Source organism: Serratia ureilytica (genome assembly GCF_013375155.1).
GTDB lineage: Bacteria > Pseudomonadota > Gammaproteobacteria > Enterobacterales > Enterobacteriaceae > Serratia > Serratia ureilytica.
The window spans coordinates 1-20,437 of sequence record NZ_JABXOF010000018.1; the positions used below are offsets into that span (position 1 = coordinate 1).

At 59.6% G+C, this 20,437-nt stretch carries 16 protein-coding genes; 8 read left to right on the forward strand and 8 right to left on the reverse strand.

Annotation, left to right across the window (positions count from 1 at the left end; genetic code table 11):
- The first annotated feature begins 271 nt into the window (after positions 1 to 271).
- The 8 genes from HWW83_RS24160 to HWW83_RS24195 all read left to right on the forward strand — a co-directional run bounded on the left by HWW83_RS24160 (position 272) and on the right by HWW83_RS24195 (position 8,745).
- A complete protein-coding gene (locus HWW83_RS24160) occupies positions 272 to 964 on the forward strand; it encodes a nucleotide-binding protein (RefSeq protein WP_055314065.1) in 693 nt (230 codons plus the stop codon).
- A 17-nt stretch (positions 965 to 981) separates the two neighbouring features.
- Positions 982 to 1,317 (forward strand): hypothetical protein, encoded by a 336-nt coding sequence (locus HWW83_RS24165; protein ID WP_055313860.1) that lies wholly within the window; start codon positions 982 to 984, stop codon positions 1,315 to 1,317.
- A gap of 182 nt (positions 1,318 to 1,499) precedes the next feature.
- Positions 1,500 to 2,147: a recombinase family protein gene (locus HWW83_RS24170; RefSeq protein WP_176589640.1), complete on the forward strand. Its 648-nt coding sequence runs from the start codon at positions 1,500 to 1,502 to the stop codon at positions 2,145 to 2,147.
- Positions 2,144 to 3,115, forward strand: coding sequence for an Rpn family recombination-promoting nuclease/putative transposase (locus HWW83_RS24175; protein WP_176589641.1), 972 nt, complete (start codon positions 2,144 to 2,146; stop codon positions 3,113 to 3,115). Before HWW83_RS24170 ends, HWW83_RS24175 begins: the two co-directional genes overlap by 4 nt.
- A gap of 28 nt (positions 3,116 to 3,143) precedes the next feature.
- Complete coding sequence (locus HWW83_RS24180; RefSeq protein WP_176589642.1) at positions 3,144 to 3,758, forward strand: DUF2913 family protein; 615 nt, start codon at positions 3,144 to 3,146, stop codon at positions 3,756 to 3,758.
- 108 nt (positions 3,759 to 3,866) lie between these two features.
- Positions 3,867 to 7,922, forward strand: coding sequence for a DEAD/DEAH box helicase (locus HWW83_RS24185; protein ID WP_255326674.1), 4,056 nt, complete (start codon positions 3,867 to 3,869; stop codon positions 7,920 to 7,922).
- Between the two features lie 61 nt (positions 7,923 to 7,983).
- Entirely contained in the window at positions 7,984 to 8,418 is a 435-nt protein-coding gene (locus HWW83_RS24190) for a RecX family transcriptional regulator (RefSeq protein ID WP_176589643.1), read from the forward strand.
- A gap of 45 nt (positions 8,419 to 8,463) precedes the next feature.
- Positions 8,464 to 8,745, forward strand: a complete 282-nt coding sequence (locus tag HWW83_RS24195) for a hypothetical protein (protein WP_055313732.1) — start codon at positions 8,464 to 8,466, stop codon at positions 8,743 to 8,745.
- A 359-nt stretch (positions 8,746 to 9,104) separates the two neighbouring features.
- On the opposite strand, the gene HWW83_RS25910 is transcribed toward HWW83_RS24195, so the two are convergent.
- From HWW83_RS25910 to HWW83_RS24230, 8 genes are all read right to left on the reverse strand, one after another.
- Positions 9,105 to 9,266, reverse strand: coding sequence for a replication-associated protein RepA4 (locus HWW83_RS25910; RefSeq protein WP_500862583.1), 162 nt, complete (start codon positions 9,264 to 9,266; stop codon positions 9,105 to 9,107).
- Positions 9,267 to 9,674: 408 nt separating this feature from the next.
- Positions 9,675 to 10,763: a Replication protein gene (locus tag HWW83_RS24200; RefSeq protein WP_343926889.1), complete on the reverse strand. Its 1,089-nt coding sequence runs from the start codon at positions 10,761 to 10,763 to the stop codon at positions 9,675 to 9,677.
- A gap of 332 nt (positions 10,764 to 11,095) precedes the next feature.
- Positions 11,096 to 11,878 (reverse strand): TraX family protein, encoded by a 783-nt coding sequence (locus HWW83_RS24205; RefSeq protein WP_176589644.1) that lies wholly within the window; start codon positions 11,876 to 11,878, stop codon positions 11,096 to 11,098.
- A gap of 13 nt (positions 11,879 to 11,891) precedes the next feature.
- Positions 11,892 to 12,443 (reverse strand): phospholipase D family nuclease, encoded by a 552-nt coding sequence (locus HWW83_RS24210; protein ID WP_176589645.1) that lies wholly within the window; start codon positions 12,441 to 12,443, stop codon positions 11,892 to 11,894.
- A complete protein-coding gene (locus HWW83_RS24215; RefSeq protein ID WP_176589646.1) occupies positions 12,436 to 12,654 on the reverse strand; it encodes a hypothetical protein in 219 nt (72 codons plus the stop codon). The genes HWW83_RS24210 and HWW83_RS24215 overlap by 8 nt, the downstream gene beginning before the upstream one ends.
- Positions 12,655 to 12,732: 78 nt before the next feature.
- Positions 12,733 to 18,039, reverse strand: coding sequence for a conjugative transfer relaxase/helicase TraI (gene traI / locus HWW83_RS24220; RefSeq protein ID WP_176589647.1), 5,307 nt, complete (start codon positions 18,037 to 18,039; stop codon positions 12,733 to 12,735).
- Positions 18,039 to 20,237 carry a type IV conjugative transfer system coupling protein TraD gene (gene traD / locus HWW83_RS24225; RefSeq protein ID WP_176589648.1) on the reverse strand — a complete coding sequence of 733 codons (2,199 nt, stop codon included), beginning with the start codon at positions 20,235 to 20,237 and terminating at the stop codon, positions 18,039 to 18,041. The genes traI and traD overlap by 1 nt, the downstream gene beginning before the upstream one ends.
- Complete coding sequence (locus HWW83_RS24230) at positions 20,227 to 20,436, reverse strand: hypothetical protein (RefSeq protein WP_033641525.1); 210 nt, start codon at positions 20,434 to 20,436, stop codon at positions 20,227 to 20,229. Before HWW83_RS24230 ends, traD begins: the two co-directional genes overlap by 11 nt.
- Position 20,437: the final 1 nt, after the last annotated feature.

Sequence of the window (20,437 nt, forward strand, 5' to 3'; positions counted from 1 at the left end):
ACAAAGGATTCCACAAATGGTTAACGAAGGTTACCTTTAAAGAATCCACAAAAGAAACCACACACGGTAACTTTTTAGAATTCACAAAAGAATTCATTAAAGATATCACAATGGATTCATATGAATTCAGCAAATCACCCATATAATGCACACGACAAGAATTCTAAATGAATTCCACTAGAATTCCTCATTGACAACACAAAAGAATTCCTTGAAGATACCAAAATGAATTCAGATGAATTCTCAAAGCTCATCAACGGAGGGTCAATGTATGCCAGTCATTGTGTTCGTATCCCCAAAAGGAGGGGCAGGAAAAACCACGTCCGCCCTGGCGTTAGCTCTACAAATAGCAAAAAGAGTTCCGGTAACGGTCATCGATGCAGACCCGAACCACCCTATTAAATCCTGGTCTGAAGGGGGGGCTACACCTGAGAGCATGACCGTCATTTCAGATGTAAGCGACAAGACGATAGGGGAAACAATCGCAGATGCTGCGACCAAGACCCCCTTTGTGATAGTTGATTTAGAAGGCACAGCTGCAACCATTGTTGCCTACGCAATTGCCGAGTCAGACTTTGTCGTCGTCCCAACCCAAGGCTCCCAGCTTGATGCAGAACAAGCCAGCAGAGCTTTTGGTTTAATCCGCGCCCATGAACGAGGCATTCAGAAGCATAAGCCTGATTACAAGCTACCTTATGCTGTTTTGTTCACTCGCACCTCAGCAGCGATACAGAGTCGTGATACCAGGCATATTAGGAAGAGCTTCGAAGCAGGTGGCATTCCTTTTTTTGAAACCGAATTAAACGAACGCGCTGCATTTAAAGCAATGTTCTCGTACCGGCAACCTCTTGAAATGCTCCCAACAAACGAGGTTTCAAATGTTGAAAAAGCCATCGAGAACGCAGAAGCCTTTACGCGCGAAGTTATTGGCAGAATAACCACCGGCACTCCGGTTACACCATGACAGGAGGGGAATAAACCATGAGTCGTGTTGATCCGTTAGAGAATTTGAAGAACTTTGAACCTAAAGCTGCCGTCGAAAAAAAATCAAAGCAGAGCGATGCAGAAATTGAGGAGCTGGCAAACCAACACGGTTTTGTTGGAAGGCAAACAACAGCGCTATCTCAGCCCGTTGAACGCTCAAGACGACGTTTCAAGACAGGGCGGAATATACAAATCAATATTAAAGGGGAACTTGAAACCAAGAATGAGTTATACCGCATCGCCGATCTAATCGACCAGCCATTAGGTGAGACTCTCAAGCGTGCATTGGCGGCTTTACAGCGAGAACTGGATCAAGCAGAAGGCTCTGCGTAATAGTTAAAAGCGGGAGGGTAGGGGTCTCCCCCTATTTGAATGATCGGCCCCGCCCAAGCTCTCACAAGGTATACCTTTGTGAGAGCCAGGGCAATTTGTTCAAAACAAGTATCACATAACTTGATTTAGTAAATTTGATACGTGAAAATCTCATTATCTAATGTCTATTGAGATTAAATCGTATGGCGCTCGTCGGTTATGCTCGTGTATCCACCACAGATCAGGATCTGACACATCAGATAGCGGTGCTGACTTCAGCCGGCTGCCGTAAAATCTTCTCGGAGAAAATGACCGGCGCCAGGAAAGAGGGCCGTCAGGCACTCGATGACTGCCTTGATTACTTGCGAGAAGGGGATACGTTGGTGATCACCCGTATCGATCGTCTGTCACGTAGTCTGCGCGACTTACAGAATCTGGTTCATGAACTTGAAGGGCAAAACATCAAGCTCAGGGCGACCGAGCAGGCCATCGATACCTCTTCGGCATCCGGCAAGGCTTTCCTGGATATGTTGGGCGTCTTCGCCGAGTTTGAGACACGCCTGCGTCAGGAACGGCAACGGGAAGGCATTGCCCGCGCGAAAGCCAGGGGGGTATATAAAGGAAGAAAACCCACCGCTCAGGTGAAAGCGCAGCAGGTGATTGAATTGACGCTGGCCGGACTCACCCGCGAAGCGGTTGCCGACCGATTGGGCATTGGCAGGGCCAGCGTCTACCGAATATTAAAAACCTGGCGGCAGCAACATCCCGACGCTATTCTGCCCGGAGAGCGGGTGAAGCCTTCGCTCAGCCATAGTGAGCCGGCGACAGAACATGTTACGATAGCGCCATGAAAAAAAATCCAACGCCCCATGATGCAACCTTCCGGCAATTTCTGACTCAACCCGAAATTGCCCGCGATTTCGTTGATATCCATCTGCCGGCCGAACTACGGGCCATCTGCGACCTCACCACGCTGAAGCTGGAGTCCGGCTCCTTTGTCGAAGATGACCTGCGCCAGTATTTCAGCGACGTGCTCTACAGCCTGAAAACCACCTCCGGGGAGGATGGTTACGTGTACGTTTTATTAGAAGCACAATCCTCGCCCGATAAGCATATGGCTTTTCGCCTGATGCGCTACTCAGTGGCCGCCATGCAGCGACATATCGAGGCAGGACATAAAAAGCTGCCGCTGGTCATTCCGGTACTGTTCTATACCGGCAAACGCAGCCCATACCCTTACTCGACCAACTGGCTGCAGGAGTTTGATGATCCGGCGTTGGCGGAGAAACTGTACACCGGCGATTTTCCGCTGGTTGATGTGACCGTCATTCCCGACGAAGAGATTATGGGTCACCGCAGCATGGCCGCACTGACCCTGCTGCAGAAACATATTCGCCAGCGCGACCTGGCCGAACTGACCGACAGGCTGTCCGCCATTCTGCTGGCCGGCTATCTGTCTTCGCCACAGGTGATTTCGCTGATACACTATATTATCCAGGCCGGTGAATCGGCGGATGCGCAGGCATTTGTCCGCGAACTGGCCCTGCGGGTTCCGCAACATGAGGATGAACTGATGACCATCGCACAGCAGCTTGAACAAAAAGGTATCGAGAAGGGTATCCAGAAAGGTATCCAATTGGGTGAACAGCGCGGTATTGAAAAAGGGCGCCATGAAGGCAAACTTGAAGGCAAACTTGAAGGCAAACTTGAAGGCAAACTTGAAGTTGCCCGTACCATGCTGGCCAACGGCCTCGATCGCGACGCGGTGATGAAAATGACCGGGCTGACCGCTGACGACCTGGCGCAGATCCGCCACTAATCTTTCGCTTCGACGGGCAGGGTAGCCATTGTCAGATAAAACCGCATCCGTTACCACTGAGAACACTACTTCAGCGCTCAGCCATCTGGCGTTCTGCGCCCTGGCAGCGCTGGGGCTGGCGCGCCAGGACGGTATCGCCGGCACGCCCTATGCCGAAAACCTGTTCCTGATCCGCTGGCTGGCCACCGCCCAGAAGCAAAAACGCTTCCCCAGGAGCGTCGCGATTGACATCCAGTGGTTACTCGAACGTGGCCGTAAACACGGCCCGGCGGGCAAACTGCGCCAGCATCTTGACTACCTCTTTCGCTCCTGCAGCGGTAACCTGGCCGCTCAGTCCGACCTGTTCCGACTCACCTACGCCTCCGAAACCCTGAAAGACCAGGGCTGGGACAATTATGTGCTGGACGCGAAAGAGTGGAAGTCCGGCGTCGTGCCGACACCGTCACAGCATAACGGGTTCTACGTCGAAAAAACGGCGCTGAATGCCGCCTTTGCCCAGGACGGTCGCCATCTGCACCCCGTCACCTTTCGGGTGGTCGGTGACGCCGACCGGTTTATGCACGTCATGGCGGAGTACGGGCTGGGCACTCGCCGACTTAACAGCACGGCGACTTGCCACACCATCGCGCTGGAGCCTGCGTAAACGACATCATCGCAGCCCGGTAAAAGGACAGAGATAGCGGCACCTGACCCACCGTCGCCGGCAGACACGCAGCCGGCGGTGCTGAGGTCACGTTAAAAGGGTGATACCATGACCGGACACAAAAACACACCTTCACGCGCTGACAACGCGGAGACAGGGATTGCGCATCTGTCCATCCCTCTCACCGCCATCCTCTGCCAGCTCGCCCTGCATGACGATTTGGCAAAATCCGCCCTGCTGGATAACCTGCACCAGCTGGAGATAAGCCCCGTTGCCCACCGCCGCATGAATCCCGCGGATATGGCTGACGCCCTGAAAATCCTGCTGGCGCAAGGATGGCTGCAGGAGATGAACAACCGCTACCACCTGGCCGGTCATGATAACGTGGTTTACCGCTACATGGCCACTCACCCCGCAGTCTGGGGGGCTTCCCCGCATCACCCTGGCCATTCACGCCTGTTCAGCGGCCTGCGTACACGCCGAGCCCGGATGTGGCACGCGCTTCTCGCCGGAGATGAGGCGGCCCTGCCGCAATACCTGGACGAATGGATAACAAATCCGGGGTATTCCCCACAGGCACATCCGGCTTTTCAGCTGTTGGCTGACGAGGCCGGCAGACAGACCTTTGCGCTGTTGAACGAAGCGATACAGATAGCGCTGCTGGCCAGCTTTCTCGTTGATGCCTGCTATCGCCTCACGGAGTGTTCCGCACTCTATCAGTATGCCTGCACCTTCAGCGACGCGCGGAGCACGACACCGTCCGTGTTACGAGAACCCCTGGCGCTGCAGGCCCTGTGGCGCGGCGACCAGGGCCGCCTTGACCAAATTAGGGGGGAGGGTGAACTGCCTCCGACCGTCACCGGCTGGATTGCCCTGAGCCGCGGACAAAAAGACGCTGCGCTCGAGGCATACCGGCTGCTCGTCAGTCAGTACCGCAAGGCCACGCGCAAACGCAAGCTGCACCTGCCCCCCTTGCCGTCCATGATGGCCGCGTTAACGCTGCTGGCCAATCATGGGCCTGCGTATACCGCAACACTTCGGGAACTGGCCCACCATGCCATCGAGGAGGGTTTCGGCAGTGGCTGGGTTTTGCTGCTGGGTCTGCTGCATGAATGCGAAGGTAAGCCGCCGCAGGGCACCTCACCCGAACAGGCCACGACGCCACTCATCGGCATGGCCGGCGTCTGGCTGGCGCTGCTCCGATACTGGCGAAGCGATACCGAAGACGGCGAACGCGGGCAGCAACGCCTCGAGCTGTTCGGAGGACAGTTAGCCACCCGCGGCTATCACCGGCTGGAGCAGGACATCGCCGACCTGCTCCATCAGCAATACCGTCAGCCGGCGCCCTCACTGCCTCATCCGCTGAGCGCCCTGTATCGGCGCAGGGCGTCATGGGAATACGCCCTGGACGCCCTGAGCCAGCTGACGGCGGCGGAAAACGCCAATACGTCACGCATGGCCTGGTTTTTGACCCTGCATCGCTGCGAGCTGACGCTGGAGCCCCGGGAACAAAAATACAACCGGGACGGCTGGACCAAAGGGCGCCCGTTGTCCCTCAAACGCCTCAACGACGCGGCCGACACGCTGCCCTGGCTGCTGGCGCAGGACCGGCAAGCGTTGCGGCATATTCACTACACCTCGGCGTACTCCTTTTACGGGCACAGCGGCACCTACACACTGGATGCCGAAGCCGCCTTGCCGGCGCTGGTTGGCCATCCGGCGGTGTTCTGGCAGGACGCCCCTGACATACGCATCGATATCGAACCCGGGCAGGTGACGCTGGTGATAACGGAGGCGGGGGAACATCTCGCCCTCACGCTCCGCCCGCCGGACATCAGCGACAGCCGTGGCCTGCTCTGGGAAAAAGAAACGCCGACCCGCCTGGTGGTGTATCCGGTCAGTGACGAGCATCGCAAGATAGCCGGCATTCTCGGCCGGGAACTGCGCATTCCGGCCGGCGCCCGCGACCGGGTCTTGCAGTCGGTGTCGTCCATCGCGCCTCTGCTGCCGGTCCAGGCCAATCTGCCCGAGCTGACGGCCCACATTCCGCATGTCCCCCCGGATGAAAAGCTGTATGCGCATCTGCTGCCGCTTGGCGAGGGGCTGCGTCTGCAGCTGCGGGTTCACCCGTTGCCAGGCGGCACCGCCTTCCCGCCAGGGCGGGGCGGCGACATCGTCAACGGCGAGCACGACGGCCAGGCGATACAAACCCGCCGCGACCTGCCGGCAGAACAACAGCGGCTGCAGCAGGTACTGGCGGCTTGCCCGATCCTCGAGGCTGCGGCAACGGACACCACCGAATGGCAGCTGACCGAGACCCAGGACGCCCTGGAGGCACTGACGCAACTGCGCGCAATTGACCCGGCGCAGCTTGAATGCGTCTGGCCGGAAGGTGAACGCTTGCGTCTGGGCGGACGTCGCAATATGCAGGCCCTGAAACTGCATGTCCGCCGGCAGGGCGAATGGTTTGCCCTGTCCGGCGAACTGGTGCTGGATGACGGCAAGGTGTTGCAGCTGCGCCAGGTACTGACACTCCTGCAGGAAAGCCGCGGCCGGTTCATCCGCCTCGGCGAGCAGGACTGGCTGGCCCTGGATAATCAGCTTCGCCAGCGCCTGCAGCAAATAGCCCTGCTGGCCGGTGACAGTGGCCCTCTCACGCTGAATGCGCTGACGCTGCCATTTTTGAAAACGCTCGCCGATGAAGCCGGGCATCTTGACGGTGACGCCGACTGGCGCCGGCAGCTGCGTGGGCTTGAGGACAGAGAAAAACACCCTCCTGTGGTACCGTCCACTCTGAAAGCCGAACTGCGCGACTACCAGCAGGCCGGCTTCTGCTGGCTGTCCCGGTTGGCGCAGTGGGGTGTCGGCGCCTGCCTGGCCGATGACATGGGGCTGGGGAAAACCCTGCAGGCACTGGCCCTGCTGCTCGAACGCGCCCCGGGCGGACCGCAACTGGTGGTGGTGCCTACATCCCTTACCGGCAACTGGCTGAGCGAAAGCGAACGGTTCGCCCCCACACTCCGTCTGCGGGACTATCGGCGCCGACGCGAGACAGCGGACCTGGGCGCATTCGATGTGGTGGTGGTCAGCTATGGTCTGCTGCTGCAGGATGCGCCGGCGTTTGCCGGCCAGCAATGGCACAGCGTGGTACTGGATGAAGCGCAGGCCATCAAGAACGCGCAGACCCAACGGGCACGCGCCGTGATGGCGCTGAAGGCGGATTTCCGCCTGGCGCTGAGCGGCACGCCAATCGAGAATCACCTGGGCGAACTGTGGAGCCTGTTCCGGTTCCTCAACCCGGGGCTGCTGGGGGGGCTGAAACTGTTCAATCAACGATTTGCGACGCCGATTGAGCAGGGTGACCGGTTGGCCGGCACCACACTGAAGCAGCTGCTTAAGCCGTTTATCTTGCGCAGAACCAAATCGCAGGTACTGGACGAATTGCCGCCGCGCACCGATATCCTTCACACCATTCCTCTGAGTGACGAGGAACGACACTGGTACGAGGCCTTGCGCCAGCAGGCAGTAGCGCGGCTGGACAGTGACGGTGACGACATCAAACCGCTGCAGGTGCTAACGGAAATCACCCGCTTGCGCCGGTTCTGCTGCCACCCGTCACTGGTGCTGGATAACCTCCCGCTGGCGGGCAGCAAACTGGCGGCCTGTCTGGATATCATCGCCGAGCTGCAGGAAAACCACCACAAGGCCCTGGTATTCAGCCAGTTCGTCGACCATCTGACGCTGTTACGCACGGCGCTGGATGAACGGGGCATCACCTGTCAATACCTGGACGGTTCAACCTCGCCGACCGAACGGGAGAAGCGGGTGGCCGCGTTCCAGTCCGGCGAGGGCGACCTGTTCCTGATAAGCCTGAAGGCCGGCGGTACCGGACTCAACCTGACGGCCGCCGATTACGTCATTCATCTCGATCCCTGGTGGAACCCGGCCGTTGAGGACCAGGCGAGCGACCGCGCCCATCGAATAGGACAGGAGCGCCCGGTCACGGTATACCGTCTGGTGATGGAAGACACCATCGAGGAACAGATGGTCGCCCTGCACAGCCGAAAGCGCCAGTTGGCTGAGGACTTGCTGGCCGGTAGCGACGGTGTGAGCCGGCTGGACACCCAGGCCCTGCTGGCGGTACTGCGGGGAAACCCGACGTGAGACCGTGGCGACATGTTGGCAGATCCCCGTGCCGTTTATATTACGACAAAAGGAATGAGCCGTGACTGAACAGGAACTGTATGATCATGCCGTATCGTTGCTGGCAAAGAAAAATTACGCCTCTGGCGAGATGCATCGCCAGCTGAGCCGACTGACCGAAAGCACGGGGGATATCGAGCGTGTTTTACGTCGCCTGACCGATAACCACGCGCTTAATGATGCTCAGTTACTTGCTTATCTTTTTGATAAACACGTTAAAAAAATGCACGGCCCCACGCGAATAAAACAAGAGATGCGCCAGAAAGGATTTCCCGCGGCACTGATAGAGCAAGGTATTAATAACGGTGACATTGACTGGTATCAATTAGCCAAAGCCGCCCGTATCAAGAAATTTGGTGAAGCATTACCCTCAGAGCCAAAGGAAAAAAACAAACAAATCAGGCATCTTCAGTATAAGGGATTCACGATGGACATGATCTTTGAGGCGTTAGGTTAACCCTGATTTCAATTTTGACTTCGATAGAGGAGAGGCCGGAACCCTATGCGCATTCCAGAAAATGCCATTTTATCAACCCTGAAAAACGGTGGGTGTATCAAGAGCTTTTACCGGCGAGCGGCACGGAGTCCCCGTCAGGAAAAATCAATGCTGGCAGATGGTTATGTGCTGGAGTCATCGGTTGACGGGGACGAAATTATTCTAAGTCATGCCGATTTTTTATCGGTAAAAACAAAATTGGCAGAAACAGAGACCTGGGAGCAAAATGTGGGTGGCATCTTCTTCGGGGGAAGTACGTGGGTAATTCGTGTTAATGCTGACAGTTGAACGGCCGAAACGATAGAAACAGCTTCACCAGCCATTCTCTTAATGCCATTGTCCGGCGTAGTACCCCTTTATGCGCGTCAGCGCATGCAGGCGACAGCAAGTCTACAAAAGTACATAGTTGGTAAGGGTCGCCGGTGACGCGGCGCAGCCGCCCTGCTTTGATAGATTTCACCTATCCCCCCCTTCGGCCTGCAAGACCAGTCCTGCTAAATGCGATGTATGTCTTTGTGTGCGCCGTCGGAGTGGTCACGACAAGGCGTAGCCGCCGTCGGGGCGTATCTCCGCGTTGGCGGGCCGTAGGGCCGCTTACGGGCGTGTACGCATAACGTTCCGCAACACATCTGAAAGCCACTCAATTTCTAGTTACAACATCGATCATTAAAAGCGACACTGTTCCGGCCCTTTGGGCCGGGGCGGGGCCGCTTTTCAGCGATGGTGAGGGGGTTTGTGGGGCTAAGGTTGGGAAATTTTGGCGGTTCCTGTGTGGGTGCTGGGCCTTTTGCCTGCAGTCGTGACTGCAGGTGCTACATTAGGTTTTTGCTAAGAGAGGTAGGGAACTGAGTAAGGCTCTGTTTTTTGCCCGAACGAAGTGAGGGAGGTACTCAACAGCAACGGCGTAAGCCGGTGCGCTGAGTTACTCCCTTTTTAAAGGGCTTAGTTTGTTCAGAAACAACCTTCGAAATTAAGCATCTCTCCGAGTGATATTTCGAAGTTAATACTGCCTACGAAGTTAATGACGAAGTTAAAGGTTTATTCATTGCCTATCGATGTCAGCAATGACCCGGATCGACGTCGGCGGCCGCCAAAATCACGCCGACATCAGCCGAAACACCCCGGCCGAATGGCCAACCTGGCATCAGCGGCGAGAAACAAGCAGCACAAAACCCCCGCGGATCAGGCAGGGTAAAAATTCTGTATGTGGGAGGAAGTTAGGCGGGGATAGCGCCGGCACGCTCCAGCAGCAAGCGATAGAACGCCTCCGGATCGCTGTTCAGCAGTCCGGGCTGTTCATGCTTGAGCGTATTCTCCAGCTGCATCGCCTTCAGCGGCGAGCTGCCCATCGTCCACTGCACCCAGGCCTGATAAAAGCCGTTCTGCTTCTGGCGCCGGGCGGCGGCCAGCTTTTTGATGCCGGCAGCGGTGTCATCCAGCAACGTATCGAGCCGCTGCTCGTTCTGCTGCCGCCTGGCCAGTTCGTTGCCAATCACCTGCTCCGCGTTACGTTTGAGGTTTTGCAGATCGGGACTCACTACCCAGCGCCGGATCTTTTTCAGCCGGTTTTTCAGCGAGTGCTTGCGCTCGATGTCGATCCCCAGATGCGCAATGCGCACCAGGTGGCGCTCGTACTTTTGCCTGAGCGTTTCGGTCAGGCCGTTTTTAATCGCCCACAGCCGGTACTGATTCAGCCACTGGCGAATTTCGTCCACCCGGATGCCACGGCTTGTGAAGAAGTTCTCCGTCAGCCAGATGCGCAGCGGCTTGTTCTGACCGGTGTCAGTATCCTGCCCGCGCGACACGATGAGATAGTCCAGCTGCTCGAGCACCGACAGCGCATGCAACGCCACGTCATACGCCTTGCGGCCGCTTTCGTAGACGTGCAGCACCCCCATCGCTTTGGCCACGTCCTCGAACGGCAGCATGATCTCGAACGGGTAGTCGCTGTCCGGGTTGTAGTCGCAGTTGGCGCCCAGCACCATCGAGAGCACCGTCAGCGCTTCACGGCTCTCCGAACGCGCAGCAATGCGCATCGGTTTGGGACGGTAGTCCGGGTTGTTGCGTTGGGTATAAGGGATATAACCCTGCCGGCGCAGGCCGATCAGGTCATCATTACGCCGCCAGTCGTGGCTGCTCATGCGCGCCACCACCTTGCTCGCCATGCCTTTCGGCACCCGGCAGCACAGGTTTGGGGTGTAACGACGATGAATTTTTTGTTGCCCGCGCCGCAGCGCATTATTGGCACCACGGCGTGAAATGGTTGATTTTACAGGATTTACCTGTGCGGCATGTTGACTATGCACGTTCCCCTGCACTTAGGGTCGGCAGGGGGGATTGACGTAGAATACGCATACAGTATACTTCCTTACAGGCGCCAGGCCTGCTTGTGACCCCCGGATTTACGATGCACCGACCAAAGTTCATGCGTAATCCGGGGGTTTTTGCGTCTGGAGCTCCGCTCCATCCCGTCCACCTTCTGGCGTGGACAACCATCGAATGCAAAATTTTTCCCACTCTACCAAAAGCCTTCATATCGGTAAAGCGGACAACGCGCCCCGCGGCCGTGGCGATCGTCACCTGGTCAAGTAACGAAGCATGGGCAAAGTGCGAAGCGGTCGGTAACATCAGCGGTGCCTCAGTGTAAAAACACGCCGGCCAGCCCCAGCGCCAGCAGGTGCGCCACGTAGGTCTGCAGGAAAAACCCCCGCGGCAACAGACGCCGTTGATTGAACGCCGTCGCCAACGGCAGCGTCCCCAGGATGAGCAGTGCCGGCAGCAACAACCCGGCCAGCATCATCGTGCCGCCCAGCTCGGCATTGAGCATCAGCACCAGTAGCGGCCAGGCCACGATCGCCAGCCCGCGCACCGGCCAGACGGCCGTCACATACCCCGGCAGAGAAACGCACAGCCCATAACTGGCCAACAGCAACAGAACGCCGGCAGTACCGTAACTGCCGTCTGTGGCGCCATACGCCCACCACAGCGCCAGCAAAACGCCGCCGACCAACACCGGATTGGGGGCGCCCTTGCGCATCGGCAGCGACGCCACGGCCAGCGCCTGTGTCACGGCAGCGAACAGGAACAAAATATTCGGATCGGTAAATGCCAGCCCGTCATGACGCATCACCAGCCAATAGCCCGGCTGCGCAACCACGGCCCATACCCACAGCCGGGTCGCCTGCGCCTGCCGGACAGGCCGCGAGGCCAGGTTGTACCCCCACAGCAGGGCGAACAGCGGAAACGCCCCACGCCCCAGCAGCAACAGCACCGGCTCATGCAGCCCCAGCGCCCGGTTGGCGTGGTCGAACACCATCAGCACCAGCGCCAAAAATTTCAGTACGTCCTGCTGCAACGGGGTGAAACGCGCCACCTCGCGCACCTGCTGCAGTTTTCCGCTGTGCGGATCAAACATCGCCATCCGATTTCCTTTCTTAGTAAGTCGACTGCCAGTCCTGGCCCTGCGCCCAACGGGATTGCCAGTGCGCCAGGTACGGTTTGGCCACCTCCGGCATGTCGCGCAGCACCACCACATTTTCCGAGTTGGCGCGTGCCGCTCGGCTGAAATTAAAGCTGCCCGTTTCGGTCGTCACGCCATCCACGACGATCACCTTGTCGTGCAAAATCTTATAGCTGTTCACCGTCCTGACGTTCACGCCGGCGTTGGCCAGCAGGTTCAGTGCCGCCCGGCCGGCGCCGTTCTGGTTGGCCTTCGCATCGACCACCACCCCGACGGCCACCCCGCGCCGGTGCGCCGCAATCAGCGCCCGCGCCACCTCCGGCGAGGTAAAGGCGTACCCCATCAGGCGAATATCGCGCCGCGCCTCACCGATAACGCTCAGTACCAGCTGCTGCGCCGTCCCTTCCGGCGAAAACCCCACCTGTACCGCCGGCGTCGCCAACAGGGGCGATGCCGGCAGCCAGCCGCTGAACACCAGGGCGGCAACGCCAAACACCCGAGCGGGGAGTCGCGGTGTCTTATTCATGCGGGGCCGCCCTGTTCAGCCGCGCCTGCAGGTGCTTCATGCCCATGAAGACCAGCAGAGGCAGCGGGACGAGCGCATTGCGCCAATACAGCGGCAGGTCGCTCAGCGCGTCCCACTGCACATATCCCCAGAGCGTCGCGGCCCCGGACAGCAAGACCGCAGTGGTTAACAAGACGCCCTGCGTCGTTGATACGTTTTGAGTTGTGTTCATCCGTTCTTCCTTTAGGTAATGCCGTGCGGGACAGGGGCTCGTCACCTGTCTCGCACGGCGTTGGACAAGCGCAGCGCGTCAGTCGCCGCCCAGGGTTTTCTCTTTGTTCAGTTCCCGCTCCGCATGGGTATCCCGCACCAGGTTCTGTTCATCCTGCTGCAGCCGGCTGCGTGTCGATACCGGCTCGCGCGCCACCTGGCGGACAGCGGCATCGACCCGCAGTGCTGCATCCTGACCCATCACCTCCCGCATGACCGCCGCCGGCAGACGCGCTTTCACGTCCTCGGCGCGCAGTTCGCCACGCGCGAACAACGCACGCAGCTGCTCATCGTTAAGCCCGGCCAGCCGCTGCGGGTCAGGGGCGTTCGGTTCACGGCCCAGTTTGTCGGCCTGCGTCTGCAGTTCACGCTGCAGGCGTTCTTCCGGGCTCTCCGGCAATTTAATGACACTGTCGGACGCGCCGCTCTCCCGTGCAGTGGCCTTGAGCGTCTCGTCGTTCACCCACACCCTGCCGCCGGTCATCGCCTGGGGGTTGAACGGCACGTCATCACCCTGCAGGCGTACCACCACGCCACTGTCGGGATAGCGTGCCGCCAACCGGATACCGTCCTGCATCGTCCCGGCCAGCCTGGTCTCGTTGTTGCGGCTCCCCTGCAGCGCCACGAACTGCGCGCAGTCACTGCCGAACACTCGCCCCTGCGTCGGCAGTCCCCCCACGCTTTTCCCCTGGGTGTCCGCTAGAGGCGCCAGCCAGGCGCCGGCCGGTTTGCCGTTGGCGTCATACATCGGCAGCATGGCGTGGGGCTGCGGATACTTCTTACCCGGAGACACATAGTGCGCCAGCGTGTCGCCGGTAAGTTGGCTGCCGCGCAGCACCGCGCGTCCCAGCGCGTTTTTGGATAAAGGGACCGCTTTGCCGTAGAGGTCGGCGGCCGCTTTCTGGCTGCCCGGCGCCATCCCCAGTACCGCATCATGGGCCGTGGTGCGCGCCTTCGCCTTGCCGATGGCATTCAGCCACCCGGCTTCGTTGTCGGTGTACACCTGCACGTGCTCCTTGGCGCGCGAGAGCGCCACATAGGCCGACGCCCGGTTGACCAGCGGCTCACGCCCGCCTTCCACACCTTCGAGCGTGATGGCAAAGCGTTCGCTGGCCCCTTGGGCACCGTGGGCGGTGATGGCATAGGCCAAATCGACGTGTCGGTCTTGTTGCTGCTCGCGGGGATTGACGGTACGGGTCTGTTGTCCATCGGAGAGCGTGACCATGTCACCTTTGATGGCTTCGACCGTCCAGACGCTGTTGGCCACATGCCCGCGCTCGACGTCCGATTTGGAGAAGCGCATGCGGTCGCCCACGTTCACCTCGATGGTGCGCGGGTTGTACAGCGTGACGCCTTCGCGCACCGCACTGGCCGGGGACAACTGTCGGGTATTGCCCTCGCTGTCCTGCAGGCTGACGGTACGGGACTGACTGTCGATGTCGGCCATCCGGTAGTAGGTGTTATCCAGCAGGACGACGGCGTCGCGATGACGCGCCCAGGTGTCCAGCTTGCGCAGCTCGCCGTCACGAATATTGGCGGTCTCAAGGATGGGCAGATTGACGGACGCCCCCTTCAGTTCGCCCGCCGCTTTACGTTCCTGGTGAATACCGGCATTGATGATGTGCCGGTCGGCATTAAGGTGGGTGATGATCAGCGTATCGCGCCGGGCCGCCTCGGTGCGCCCCAGGTAATCGCTGACAATCGCGGCATGAATGTCATCCGGCCCCTTGGCGGGATATTCAACGACCGACTGCGCCGGCACCCAGGCATCGGCTTGCCGGGGCACATTGGCCGGCGCCACGGCGCGCACCACGTCCAGCGCGCCGGGCACATCGTTATCAATCATCTTGTACACCGCCGGCTTCAGCTCGGGGGTCTGGCGCACAATCTCTTTCATGACCGCCATGTCGATGGCACTGCGTCCCTGCGCCAGTCGGAACGGCGCACCCGGCGCAATCGCCTCCAGCTGGGCTTCGTCGCCACTCATCACCGCGCGGCCGTTGCCCTCGGCAATCAACGCGTAGGTGCGCGCCATTTCGCTGTTGCCCACCATCGAACTCTCATCCACCACAAACAGCGTGTTGCGATAGTCCGGTTTCTCGCCGCCGGCGACCTTCAGCCCCTCATCGTGCAGGAACGATGCCAGGGTTTGGGCATCGACGCCGGCCGCCTGCATTTCCCCCACCGCACGGTGGGTTGGCGCCAGCCCTACCACGCGGGGCCGTTCACTTTCAGGCAACTGGTTTATCCCGTCCAGTAGCGCCTTGAACTGGGTGGTTTTCCCCACACCCGCATAGCCCTGTATTGCCACAAATCGGTCGGTTGTGTTTAAAATAAGGTCGACAGCCTGCCGCTGTCCCTGGGTCAGGTACGGAGCCACCTTTCCCTCCCGCTGACCGGGGCCGTCCTCGTTGTGGGTTTTGCTACTGGTTGTTACCAACGGCGGCAGGCTGTCCTTCCCATCCGCAATCAGCCGGATAATGCTTTTTTCTGCCTCGAAGCTGGCGCGCGAGACCAGCAAATCCGCCCCGACGCCGGGCGCGACATCCACTTTCAGCAGCTCCCCGCGTTTGACCTGCGCCTCGATTTCCGTCTGGATGGCCTCCATCGACACGCCTTTGGCCGCAAAATCGAGACTACCGGCGAGCAGTTTGGCCTGGCCAAATGCGACGCTATCCCCTTCCAGCGTCGGAATGGCCAGATGAATGGCCTGCTGCGCCGGGGTAAACAGTGATGATTTTTGCCCGGCGATAGCGTCATCAAGCGAATCGATGCCGGCCAGTTGTTTGACCTGCTCGCCTGCCAGACGGTACGCCGGATGCTGGGCGACTTTCTCCTGCGTCTTGCGCGCATCAAGCGCTGAATAGAGGGTGATGTGCCCGCCGCTTCGCGCGATGCCACTCAGCGTGGCGCTGTTAAGCTCGTTTTTCTTCACCGCGGCATAGACCGCCGCCGTACTGCTCACCGACGCGCCGAGGCTTTCCACATACGCCGGCGACACCTTGACAGCGCTAAAGACGTCGTTGCCGACCGCGAGCGTCCGGGTCTCCGGCTTCTGCGTCGCATCCGGCTCGCCGGCCACACGCACCCGCAGCTCGCCGGCGCCGGCACGAACAACCGTCAGCGCCGTGCCGGCCTTCAGCGCATCCTTGCCCCGCCCCTCCAGGCCTAATACCCGCAGGCGTTCGCCGTCGGCAACACCCATCGTACCGGCCCGGAACAACGACCAGTCCTTGTCCACTTCTTTGACGGCAAGCCGCTGTTTTTCACCCTCGGCGTTACGCAACACCAGGTTGCGCGTTTGCGCACCGACCCGGTCGATAACGAACCGCTCGCGCTGCCGGCTCTCCGCATCCCAGCGCTCCATCACCATGCCTTCCCGGTAGGTATCGATGGCGCCGCGGTTTTTGCTGTCCAGCCATACCGGTGTCAGCGTCGCCACGGTGGTCTCTTCGCGTCCCAGCAGTCCGGTATCTTTCAGCTCGTCACGTATCATGGCCGTCAACATTCGCTGGTCGGACGGGCCGTTTACCTGCGCGACCGCCGGCCGGTCTTCGACAAACGCCTGCACCACGCCTTTGGCCAACTGACCGAGGCGCTGCGTCTTATCCGGCTCGCTTACCACCTCCGCCGGCACCACCTGACGGCCACTGAACTGATAACGCGGTACGCCGGCCTCCTTCATGACTGCAAGCGCATTGCCCGTCCCCTTGCGCTTTTCGGTATCCATCAGCACCAGCTGGACGTTGTTACGCACCGCGCCATCCAGCAGCGCTACGGTCTCCTTGAGCGTCAGTTTCTCAGCTTGGTCAACGACCAGCGTACTGTTCGGCGCAAACAGCGCCTCGCTGCCGAGCGCAGCGCGCGTCACCACACGGTCTTCATCGAGATGGACGCTTTGCTGCAGATACTGCTGTGACTGCCGGTCAACGGTCAGCACGGTGGCGTCGCGGCCCTGCTCGCGTGCCAGCTCCACCACTTCCGCCACGCGGGAACGGTTCACCGATGCGCCACCAATGCCCGACAACACCGCCATCGCCGGCGCATGCTGCGCAAGCGTCTGCACAGCATCGCTGTAGGTTGGTATGCTGCCGGTGCGCGGGTCAGACTTTGGCGCGCCTGTCACCACCGCACTCTCGTCAAGGTGCGTGCGGCTCAGCTGCGCCACGCTCAGCTCATCGAGCAGATGAATATCGGAGGTAAAGACGCCCTTCTCCTTGTCGAGCGGAATAAGCTGCTCGCGCTCGATGGCGCGGTCGATGCCGTCACGCACCGCGTCCAGCATGCCCGGCTCCCCGGAGAGGTAGCTGATGGCCTTGTTGGCCACCTGGTTGTGCGTGAAGTTGACCTGCCGGTCAGAGAGCGCAGAAATGGCTTTCCCCACCGCCTGGTCGACAAGCGCGTCGCCCCCCGCTTCCAGCGGCGTCGGGGACGGCGTCACCATCGTGCGAGACTGCGCCTCGGCCTGATACGATTTGGGTTCAAAACCAGTGGCCTTCATTTCCTGCATCCAGGTGACAAACAACTCGGCCTGGTCAGGGGTGACCTTGGCCTTGCGGGTATCGAGCGTCGCCATATCGCGCGACTTGAGCGAAGCATCAGGGCCGGCAGCGGCGTCGATGGCATGGCTGCGCTTGGAGAACGGTTCCCTTACCGCCTCCGTTCTTTTGAACTCCCACATGCCATGTGGCCCGGTAGTTTCGGTCTCGTACCCCATTGCCTCAACTTCCCGCTGCAGGATATGGCGGTATATCTGACCACCCGCGATCTGGCTGGCATACACGTTCTCGATAAACCCGGTCTTGCCGACCGTATCGGAGGACAGGGTGTGCCACTTGCCGTCATGCTGCGTGACGTTGGCCACCACCGCATGAGTGTGCAGTTGTGGGTCAAGGTCGCGCGACGTATCGTGGTTAAACAGCGCCACCACCAGGTTGCCGGTCAGTTTGGTCTCGGAGACGCCACCTTCCATCACCCGCGTCGAGGCCATTTTCTCTATCTCTCGCACCGCGACCTCTACCGCGTGGTTATGCGCGGCGATAAGGCGTTTATCGCCGCCCAACATCGCCATGATGGAGACGCTTTTGGGCGCCGAAAACGTCAGGTCATAGCCGGGGCGGTGTTTATTCTCGCCTCCGACCATACGGGTCAGGTCGCTGCCGTCCGGCAACTTGCCTTCCAGCACCGCCACGAAATCTTTGACGTCCACCTTACCCGTCAGCCCCAACGCTTCCGCCCCCTGGCCCACCCAGCGTTCGTCCATGCTGCCCAGCACGTAGTAGTTGTCCTGATGGGTGTAGTAGTCGCCGGCTTTACCGGCGGGGCCGACCTGGCCAATGCTCATCATCAGAATTCATCTCCCGGTTCGCTGTCCCCATGATGAACTTCGGCCAGTTCGCGCCGATGCCTGTCGATAGTAATGTTGGTCTCTTCCCTGCGCTGCATGGCTTGCTGCCCCATGGCCTGCTGCTGCGCCTGCCAGGCTTCATACTGCGCAATGTCCACCACTTCGCCGTCGCCACTGATACCGGGGGGCAACTCCCCCCGTTCTGCATCATCATCACCGGGCGCCGGTTTCTGTTTCAGTTCCGCCTCCTGCCCCCCTGTCGCGGTGGTAGCTGCTGACACGACAGGCACCTCACTGACGGGGGTCTCTGTCGGCACCGTACTCACGACAGAGACAGGGGCATCAGCAGTTTCGCGCGCACTGGCCGCCGGCAGGATTGGGGTAGCAGCGAACAAGGCATCCATATTGCCGGTCTCGGCTTCCCGCATTTCGATCGCCGATACAAGCCGCCCATCGGCAGCGGCATCCATCTTGCGAGGCTCATAGGGGTGCGCGACCTGCCTGACTTTTTTGTACACCATCTGCAGCCTGACGGCCGGGTATGGCCCCGGCAGCGTCACATAGCAGCACAAATCAGGCAGCGTCTGGATGTCGCTGTAGCTCACCAGCTGCATGCGCTCCAAATCCTTACCGACGGACACCCCGTCCCTGACGGGGTCGGCCCCGTAGGAAAACTGTTCAGAGGCCTTGCGATACTCTTTTTCACCGACTTCGCCGGCGGCGAACTCGGCACCCACGCGATCCGGTACGCTGAAGAGGAAGCGGGTGCGCAACACCCCGAACAGGGTGGCCGCCGCCTTGACGCCATAAATATCTTCAAGCTGAGAGTAGGTCTGGAATCCCAACACAAAGCATCCGCCGAACTTGCGCGCTTCCGGCACGATGGACACCAGGTCCGGCAGCTTGTGCAGGGTGGGTAATTCATCGGCAAAAATCCAGACGCGGCGGTCCGGGTTCTCGCCCATTGATAACAAGCTGTGTGAGGCGATAGAGAGCCACATGGAGATCAGCGGTTTGAGCGCCTTGTGGCTGGCTGAATCGGAGGTCAGGAACAACCAGCCGTTTTTGCCGTTGTCCTTCACGCCGCGCATCCAGTCACGGATGGTGAACGGTGCCCCCAGTTTCTCTACGCCCTGCATGTAACGCAGTGCCTTGGCATAGTTGGTCAGCACGCTGCGAATGGAGATGGCGGTCTTCTCGATTTTGCCGTCCACCAGGTTGGCCGCCGGCGTGCCCTCCAGATAAGCACGCAGACGCGGCAGATCGATGGACAACAGCGTATTGAGCAACTTGGCGTAGCTGCGGTCTTCGTCATTGCGCATGCGGTAGGCCGCTTCCACAAAGATGGTGCGGGCCGACCCCTGCCAGAACGGATCTTCGTTGCTGCCCATGGGGATAAGGATATCGGCGACGTTCTCAAAGTCCGGCAGTGTCAGACATTCCGACCATAAATCCCAGCCGACGCAGCGTGCATCCTGCGGGTTGAGGATTTTATCGTGCTGCGGATCGTAGTAGTCTTTGACAAAATCACAAGACTTGTCGTAGACAATAACCATGTCACCACGTTTGCGAGCATAGTCCATCAGCTTGCGATACAGCCGTGACTTACCCGTACCGACGCTGCCCATGGCGCAGAAGTTTTTGACCTCGCTGTTTTTTAGCAGCGGTAGGCCATCAATAATGATATCGGACGCCATACCATCACGTTTGAGCATGTTGGCCACCACCGCAGGGTTATCTGTGAGCGTTCGCCCGCCGGTGATCTCATCCTCGCTCTGCTGCTTGCCCTGACGGCCAAGTATCCACACGGTGACCACAAAACCCGTCACACACGCGACCGCCGCCACGATGCAGGCAAAGATCCCTTCACGCCAAATCAGCTGACCGCAGTAGGAGACGTAACTGTCGAGCAGCACCTGTTTGGCGGTGTAGGTCAGCGTTTTGCCGTAATAATCCAGGTGGTAGAGGGTCTCTGACGGCGATATGCTCGGCCAGCCTTCCACCATCCAGACCCACCAATAAATCAGGCCGTTCGTGAGGTTCTGGATGGACACGCGCCACAACAGCGTGCAAATCGCCACCAGGAAGAAGGCGATAAACAGGCAGTAGAAAATCAGGTTGCCGATCTGCGTGAACATGCGCAGGCGCATAAAGGCGATCTGCCCGCCCTGCGTCATGTCCTTGGCGTTAAAGCTCATCCACACCTCCCTTTGCTACGGCCAGAATGCAGGCTTCACGTTCACTGTCGGTTAATCGACTGAGAGCCAGCAGGGCACCGCGCATCACATGTGAGGGGCTGTAGAGGGGGTTCTCAGCCACCATACGCTGCAGACGCCCAAACGTACCGTCATCGAGCCGCAGGGTGGTGGTATGCGTTTTGGCAGAGATCTTAGCCACC